The organism is Pseudofulvimonas gallinarii, assembly GCF_004343305.1.
In the GTDB taxonomy this organism is placed as follows: Bacteria; Pseudomonadota; Gammaproteobacteria; order Xanthomonadales; family UBA2363; genus Pseudofulvimonas; species Pseudofulvimonas gallinarii.
Map to the genome: position 1 here is coordinate 1 of NZ_SMAF01000039.1, position 8,251 is coordinate 8,251.

Genomic DNA, 8,251 nt, shown 5'->3' on the forward strand with positions numbered 1-8,251 from the left:
GGCTCCGGCCCCGTCCTTGGGGCCTTGATGTCGGGTCGTTGCCGGGATCGGACCGCGCTGGCGCGGTCCGGTTCCCTGACGACCGGGCCAACCGGGCGCCCTTGGTTATCTGCTCGGCGAGCTGCGCGGTCAGCCGCTCCATCTTCTCGTTGAACGCCTCGTCGTCGTCCTCGGTTTCCTCGGCGCCGACGTAGCGCCCCGGCGTCAGCACATGGCCGTGCTCGGCGATCTCGGCGAGATTCACCGCACGGCAGAAGCCCGGCACATCGGCATAGGGTTCGTCGGCGCCATCCTCGCCGTCGGCGCGCCAGCGGTGCACGGTGGCGGCGATGCGGGCGATGTCTTCGTCGTCGAACACGCGATTGACGCGGGTGGCCATGCGGCCGAGCTTGCGGGCGTCGATGAACAGCACTTCGCCGCGGCGGTCGCGGGCCGGCTTGCCGCCGGGCACCGCGGCGCCGCTCTTGTCCCTGGCCAGGAACCACAGGCAGGCCGGGATCTGGGTGTTGAAGAACAGCTGCGGCGGCAGCGCCACCATCACATCCACCACGTCGGCCTCGACCATGGCGCGGCGGATGGCGCCCTCGTTGTTCTGGTTGGAGCTCATGCTGCCGTTGGCCAGCACCACGCCGGCCTGGCCGCGCGGGCTCAGGTGGAACAGGATGTGCTGCAACCAGGCGTAGTTGGCATTGCCGGCGGGCGGCGTACCATGGACCCAGCGCTTGTCGTCGGCCAGGCGCTCGCCGCCCCAGTCGCTGATGTTGAACGGTGGGTTGGCCAGGATGTAGTCGGCGCGCAGGTCCGGGTGCTGGTCGCGGTGGAAGGTGTCGGCCGGTTCCTTGCCCAGGTCGGCGGCCAGGCCACGGATGGCCAGGTTCATGGCCACCAGACGCCAGGTGGTCGGGTTGGCTTCCTGCCCGTAGATGCTGATGTCGTCAGCCTTGCCGCCGTGTGCCTCGATGAATTTCTCGCTCTGCACGAACATGCCGCCCGAGCCACAACAGGGGTCATACACTCGCCCGTGGTGCGGGGCCAGCACCTCGACCAGCACCTTGACCACCGTCGCGGGCGTGTAGAACTGGCCGCCCTTCTTGCCCTCGGCGCTGGCGAACTGGCCGAGGAAGTATTCGTAGACCTCGCCCAGCAGGTCCTTGGCGCGATGGCCTTCGCCGAAGCCGATAGTGGAGACCAGGTCCACCAGCTCGCCCAGGCGGCCGGGCTCCAGCTGGGTGCGGCCGAAGCGCTTGTCGAGGATGCCCTTCAGGCGCGGGTTGTCGGCCTCGATGGCCTCCAGCGCGGCGTCGATGCGCACGCCGATGTCGGCCTGCTTGGCCTGGGCGCGGATGGCCTCCCAGCGGGCGCTGGCCGGTACCCAGAACACGTTGGCCATGGTGTAGTAGTCGCGCTCCTCCAGCGCCTCGGCGTGGTCGGCCGGGTCGGGCAGGTGGAGGTCGCTGGATGCGTCGGCGAACGCGTCCTGCAGCTCGGCACGGCGTTCGTCGAAGGCATCGCTGTGCCATGCTGTGCATCGTCGATCCGTTCTGCGCGGCGACAGCCGGGGCGAGACATGCAAGAACAAGGGGTGCGATCGCCTGGGCCAGGCTCTGGCTTGAACGACGCTCGTCGCGATTCCGCAACGGCCGGCGGCAGTTCAGTGGCTGTCTGTATGATGACGATGTCATGTTAACTCCATGTAGTAATATTGTTGTTTTATTCGAATCCGTTGCGGAAGATCCGCTCCGGGGTGAACAGTTCGGCGTTGGAAAGCGCACCGTGAAAGCCGATGCCGCCGGCGATCAACACGCGACCGTTGGCCAATGCGGTGGCGGTGAAGTCCGCGCGCCCTTCCGTCATTGGATTCGTGCTGGTGAATGTCGCTGTGGCGGGGTCGTAGAGTTCGGCGCTTTCGACAGCCGTATGCCCGCCCGCGACGAGTACCAATCCGGAGGTCAGCGTGGCAGCCTTGGCGCCATTTCGCGGTGCTGCCATTTGGCCGGTCAGCGTGAATGTGCCGGTTGCAGGATCGAAAAGCTGGGCGTTGGCCGTATAGCCGCCGGGTGTATTTCCACCTACGAGCAGAGGGCGTCCATCAGACAGCAATGTGACCGCCGACGGCGCCAGCGGTTCGACAAGGTTGCCGGTCAAGGAGAATGTTCCGGTTGCCGGGTCGTAACGTTCGGCGCTGTCGGTGAAGCCGCCTCCGGCGACCAGAACCGAGCCATCAGGCAGCCCGATCGTGCCGAAGTACACGCGCGAAACGTTCATGCTGCCTGTGAAGGAGAACTGGCCCGTGGTCGGGTCATACAATTCGGCGCTGCTCCCGCTGGGCCAGCCTCCAACAAACAGGACACGCCCATCCTGGAGCAGCGCGGCGCCATGCAGAGTGCGCGGATAATTCAATTCCCCCACGGAAGTGAACGTGCCGGACGCGGGATCGTACAGCTCTGCCGCTCTTATCAGTACCTTGGGGGTTTGGCCGCCCGCGATCAGTACGCGCCCATCAGCAAGTTTCGTGGCGGTGGCCAAGGTTCGGCCTTGCGCGAGTGAACCGGTTGCCGTGAAGCCTCCGGTTGCCGGGTCGTAGATTTCCGCCTGCGCTATCGCGGGATCCGAGTTGTTTTTACCGCCGACGATCAGGACTCTGCCATCGTTCAGAAGGGTGGCCGTTGCTTCGGTACGGGCATGCACCATCTGGCCGATCAGCGTGAAGGTGCCTGTGAGACCCGGCTCGCCTCGTTCGGGCGTCTGCGCGCTCACCGATCCGGCCGCTGCAAGCCATGCCGTGGCTGAAATCATCGCAAGGCGAGTTATCTGGATGCGTGAGTTGGGCAATACCGGCGAGTGAGTGGTGTTCATTTTGGCGTTCCTTGCGAGGCATTGATGAGAGTTTGCTGCTGGCTCGTACTGCTCGAATCCGCCGTCGATGAAGACAGGGTCGTGGTCGCCCAGGATGTGGGCCAAGCCAGCAGTCGTTGCTTCGGCACGGCATGCACCATCTGGCCTGTCACGGTGTGTTCACGGCAATTCAAAGCCGTTCGTGAAGATCGAATCGGATATGCAGTTCTGGTACCATGGCGTTTCGCCCGTGGCGGCGTCCCATTCCGGCGACTCGACCGGGTTCAGATCGTTTCCGCAAAGCAAAGAACGGCCGGCCAATAGATTGTTGGGACTTGGAACGGCGGGTGGGTCGCCGACAAGTTGATTCCAACCCACATGGAACTCCTGCAGGCTCGTCAATCCGTTTAGGGATGGAATTGATCCGCTCAGTTGATTGCCGCTGATGTAAAACAACTGAAGCTGCTCCAGTCCCGCCAAGGGTGGAATCGGGCCGGTCAGTTGATTGCCATCAAGACCGATGCCAACGAGATTGCTCAAAGCCGACAGGTCCGGGATCGTTCCGCTGAGCTGGTTGCTGCCCAACCACAGGTATTGAAGATTGGTCAGGCCGGACAACGAAGGAATCGGGCCGGAGAGCTGATTTGCGCCGGCGTCGAGGCCGTGGAGATTGGTCAGGCCCACCAGTGAAGGAATGGTGCCGGTGAGCTGGTTGATCTGGACGCCGAAATACTCGAGATTGGTCAGCCCGGTCAATGACGGGATGGTGCCCGTCAATTGATTGCGGCCCGCGACAAACCATTTCAGCTCGCTCAGTCCGGTCAGGGATGGAATCGTGCCGCTCAGTTGATTGTTTTCGACGTTGATGCCGAGGATGTTCGTCAAAGCCGACAGATCGGGGATCGGCCCACTGAGCTGGTTGCTGCCAAGCGACAGGTGTTGGAGATTGGTCAGGCCGGACAATGATGGAATGGGGCCGGAGAGCTGATTCTGGCTGGCGTCGAAGTCGCCGAGATTGACCAGGCCCGCCAGCGAAGGAAGGGAGCCGGTGAGCTGGTTGTCCATGACGCCGAACGTGGTGAGGCTGGTCAGCCCGGACAGCGACGGGATCGTGCCGGTCAGTTGGTTGTTGGTCACGACGAAGCCCCACAGGTTCGTCAGTCCCGACAACGAAGGAATCGATCCCGTCAGTTGATTCCCGCTTGCCCAGAAGCTTTCGAGATTCACCAGCGCCGACAGCGACGGAATCGAACCCGTGAGCTGGTTGTTGTCGAGCGACACTTCCAACAGGTTGGTCAAACCCGATAGCGAGGATGGAATCGGCCCCGTCAGTTGGTTGTAGCCGAGATAAAGGTATTGCAGATTGGTATGTCCGGATAAATCGGGAATCAGCCCCGATAGGTCATTGTCGTAGAAATCAAGAAATCCGAGATTCAGGCCAGCCAATGAGGGAATCGGGCCGGTCAGGTTGTTCCAGGAAAAGGAGATGGTCCGCAGGTTCGTCAAACCCGCCAGCGACGGAATCGAACCTGTGAGCCCATTCGAGTAAGCGGAGAAAACCTGAAGGCTGGAAAGGCCGGACAGGGAGGGGATCGCACCGGTAAGCTGGTTTTCGCTGACATTGAAGAGCCACAGGTTCGCAAGTCCGGACAGCAACGGAATCGATCCGGTGAGCTGGTTTCCGCTCATCGAGAACACTTGCAGATTCGTCAGTCCCGACAACGGCGGAATCGGGCCGCTGATCTGGTTGTCGTAGGCGCGGATGATTTGCAGGCTGGACATGCCCGACAGCGACGGAAGCGGGCCGCTGATTTGATTGCCCGGTACGAAAAGAACCCGAAGATCCGTCAAGTTCGACAGCGAAGGCGGCAAGGTGCCGGCAAGATTGTTCTCACCGAGATTGATTTCGAGCACATGCGTCTCGCCCGCATCGCAGGTGACGCCCAGCCAGGCGCATTCCGTTCCGGCCGCACCGCCCCAGCCGGTGCTGTTGGTCCAGCCTGCGCCGTTCGTGCCGTTGTAGAGATCAAGCAACACCTGCCGCTCGCTCGCTGGAATCGCCGCCTGCGCCGTCGCGCCGGCCAGGGCCAGCCAGAACACGGCCAGGCGGACGCTCCAATTTCGTGCCCGCGCGGAACGTTTCATAAGGACTCCTTCTTTATCGGCGATGTTGACGGTGTACATGCGTCGGTTCTCCCTGGTGGATCAACATGTTCTCGGCTGGCTTCTGCGCGCAGGCAGACATGCGTTCAACGCCGTCCCGGATGCTGCCTATTCAAAACCCGTCCCCACGGTTGCAACGTACCGTTGTCGATTCAACGGGATATCAGCGCCAGAATCTTTCCCCAATCCTGACCAATCCTGACGAATTCTTCCTTCGCCGATGTTTGTTCTAGAATCCGGCCGCCAATGGCCGGTCTGGCAGCCGTGACCCGCGTTGGAGGTGAGGATGGGAATGGATATCCACAGGCCCGACCACGACTTGCCCATGCTGTGGCGGTTCGGGCGGGTGCAGCTGGATGAGCGCGGCACCGTCAGCGTCGGTGGCGAGGCGCTGGCGCTGGACCGCAGCGGGTTCGAGATCCTGCTGGCTCTGCTGCGCCATGTCGGCGAGGTGGTGACCAAGGACGAACTGCTGGCGGCTGGTTGGCCCGGCCGGGTCGTCAGCGAAAACACCTTGAACAAGGCGATCAGCCGCCTGCGCCATGCTCTGGATGCGGATGGCGAGGCGATCCGGGTCGTCTATGGCTATGGGTACCGGCTTGCCGCCCAGGTCCATGTGAAGGCCGCGGAAGTTGCCGGTGCGGTGGAGATCGCGCAAGCCGATGGCATCGATCGTCTGCGTTCGGGCGATTCCCTGCCGTTGCGTCCGCAGTGGCGTCTGGATCGCTGGCTGGGCAAGGGTGCCAGCAGCGCGGTGGCGGTGGGCCGCGATGCGATGGGCGAGGCGAGGGTGTTCAAGTTCGCCATCGGCGAGACGGGCCTGCGCGGCTTGCGCCGCGAGGTGGCATTGACCCGCTATCTGGCCGAGATGGCGGTCGATCCGGCCGGGGTCGTCCCATTGTTGGGCTGGAACCTCACCCGCACGCCGTTCTTTACCGAAATGCCGTTCTACCCGGACGGCGATCTGCGCCACTGGGCCGGGAACGAACAGCGGCTGAAATCGCTGCCGCAGGCGGCGCGCCTGGACCTGTGCGCCCAGGTCTGCGAGGCCGTGGCGGAATTGCATGCGACCGGCATCGTCCACAAGGATCTGAAACCGGACAACCTGTACCTGACGGCCGATGCCGACGCGCCGCATGGCTGGCGGGTGCTGCTGGGCGACCTGGGCGCGGGCGAGGCCGCCCTGTCGCCGCAGCTGGCGGAGCTTGGCCTGACCCGCAGCCTGATCGGCACGGTGGACGAGGCTTCGTCCGGTGGTGGCAGCCCGCTTTACCTGGCGCCGGAAGTGCTGGCCGGCCAGGCCGCGACCCAGCAGAGCGACGTGTATTCCCTGGGCATGTTGCTGTACCAGCTATTGGCGGGCGACCTGCGGCGACCGCTGGCGCCGGGTTGGGAGGCGGACATCGGCGAGCCGTTGCTGCGCGAGGACATTGCCCTGGCTGCCGCGGTCGAGCCGGAACACCGGCGGATCGACGCGCGTGGCTTGGCGCAACGGCTGCGCACGCTCGACAATCGCCTCAAGGAGCGCCAGGCCGCGGCGCAAGAGGCCGAGCGGCAACGGCTACGTGATACGCAGTTGCAGCGCTTGCGCCAGCGGTGGCGTTGGGGTTTGGCCGTGTCGCTGAGCCTGTTCGCCGGATTCGCGGTGGCGCTGTGGATGTTTTTGCGAGCCGAGGCCGCACGTCTTCAGGCTGAACATGACCAGCGGCGAGCGCAGGCGGTACAGACGTTTCTGGCCGAGGATCTGCTGCTGAAAGCCGATCCCTTCGTGGGTGGCGTACCGGGTGATGTCAGTTTGCGCCAGGCGATCGACGCGGCGACCGAAACCGTGGACACCCGGTTTGCCAGTCAGCCCGAAAGCGCTGTCGAGGTGTACCACAGCATTGCCCATGTCTATTCCGGCTGGGGTGACTACGCGCGCGCCATCGAGATATTCCAGCGCGCCCGCGTGCTGGCGGCCGGCCTGAAGGGCAGGCCCTCGGCCGTGGCTGAGATTGATCTTCACCTGTGCAATGAAATGCGCATGGCCGGCGATGTCGTCGCTGCCGGCGCGGCTTGCGTGGCGGCACGTACCGGATTCGATGCGGCCGGCGTGCGCAGCGATGAAACCACGGTGGCGCATGCCAAGGTGATGTTCGAGACAGGCGATTGGGCACGGGCCGTGGGCGCACTCGATCCGGTGGTCGAGCGCACCGATCCGGAGCGAGCCCCCAGGCTGTTGGCCGACGCGTTGTGGTTCCGCGCATTGAGCCTGCGCAAGCTGGCCCGCTACGCCGAGGCCGATGCTTCGTTCAAGCGTCTGATGGAAGTCCAGCGTCGCGAATACGGTGAAGAAAGCCCGATGACGGCGTGGGCTTTGGCGGACTACGGCGATTTCCTGACCGAGGTCGGGCGTTTCGACGAGGCTATGCCCGCGTTGGAGATGGCGCAGACGATCTTCGACGGCACCTTGGGACCGCAGCATCCGGATTCGCTTTCTCCTGGCTACAGCGTCGCCGAGATGCATCTGTGGAAGGGCGAATGGTCGCAGGCCATTGCCTTGCTCGAACCGCGGCTGGTGCGCTGGCGCGAGGTGCTGGGAACCCAGCATTTCTGGACACTGTATGCCCTGACCAAGCTGGCGTTGGCCGAGGCCGAAGCGGGGCATGTGCAGAAGGCACAACCGCTGTTGGACGAGGCGCGCGCTGTGGGCCACACGTTGTTGGCCCAATACCACGCCAAGAGTGCATCGTTCCATGCGAACTGGGCGCGCACGTTTCTGATGCTGGAGCGTGCCGATGATGCCGCGACCGAATTGCAGATACTGGAGGTGCGTTTGCATGCGCACTTTGCACCGGATCATCCGTTGCGAGCCACTGCCGACTGCTTGCATGCGCGTTTGGCGCTGCTCAGGGGTGATCGTGTCACGGCTGCCAGCCACATCGCGACATGCCGGAACGGACTCGGCATGCATTTCCCGGCCGAGCACCCGGCATTGCTGGAACCGGCAAGCTTGCAGGCGAGGCTGGAGTCAGAGGCGGGTGTACACGGCCAATGAGTCGGGCCTGTCTATGGCGGCAGGCTGGTCCGCGCGCGGTGCGGACCAGCCCGACAGCGGTGCGGCGTTTACGGTGAGGTCGCGCCCAGGCCGGTGTGGTGGGCGACGAAGCCGAGGATGTCGGCGTATAGGAAGTTCAAACGCCCTTTTCGGGCAGTCTGCTGGGTAGGCGGCGGTCGCGCAAGCCCCGTTTTGGGCACGGATCGGACGTCTGTG

4 protein-coding genes are annotated in these 8,251 nt (G+C 64.0%); 1 reads left to right on the plus strand and 3 read right to left on the minus strand.

Annotated features, from left to right (window positions below; translation table 11 throughout):
- From EDC25_RS14215 to EDC25_RS14225, 3 genes are all read right to left on the minus strand, one after another.
- Positions 1-1,579, minus strand: a 1,579-nt coding sequence (locus EDC25_RS14215) for a type I restriction-modification system subunit M (RefSeq protein ID WP_132577751.1), incomplete at its 3' end; no start/stop codon positions are given.
- A gap of 131 nt (positions 1,580-1,710) precedes the next feature.
- A complete protein-coding gene (locus EDC25_RS14220) occupies positions 1,711-2,961 on the minus strand; it encodes a Kelch repeat-containing protein (protein WP_132577753.1) in 1,251 nt (416 codons plus the stop codon).
- Positions 2,962-3,015: 54 nt separating this feature from the next.
- On the minus strand, positions 3,016-5,019 hold the full coding sequence (locus tag EDC25_RS14225; protein WP_123521450.1) for a leucine-rich repeat domain-containing protein: 2,004 nt from the start codon (positions 5,017-5,019) through the stop codon (positions 3,016-3,018).
- Positions 5,020-5,284: 265 nt separating this feature from the next.
- On the opposite strand from EDC25_RS14225, the gene EDC25_RS14230 reads away from it, so the two are divergent.
- Positions 5,285-8,035 (plus strand): tetratricopeptide repeat protein, encoded by a 2,751-nt coding sequence (locus EDC25_RS14230; protein ID WP_123521449.1) that lies wholly within the window; start codon positions 5,285-5,287, stop codon positions 8,033-8,035.
- Positions 8,036-8,251: the final 216 nt, after the last annotated feature.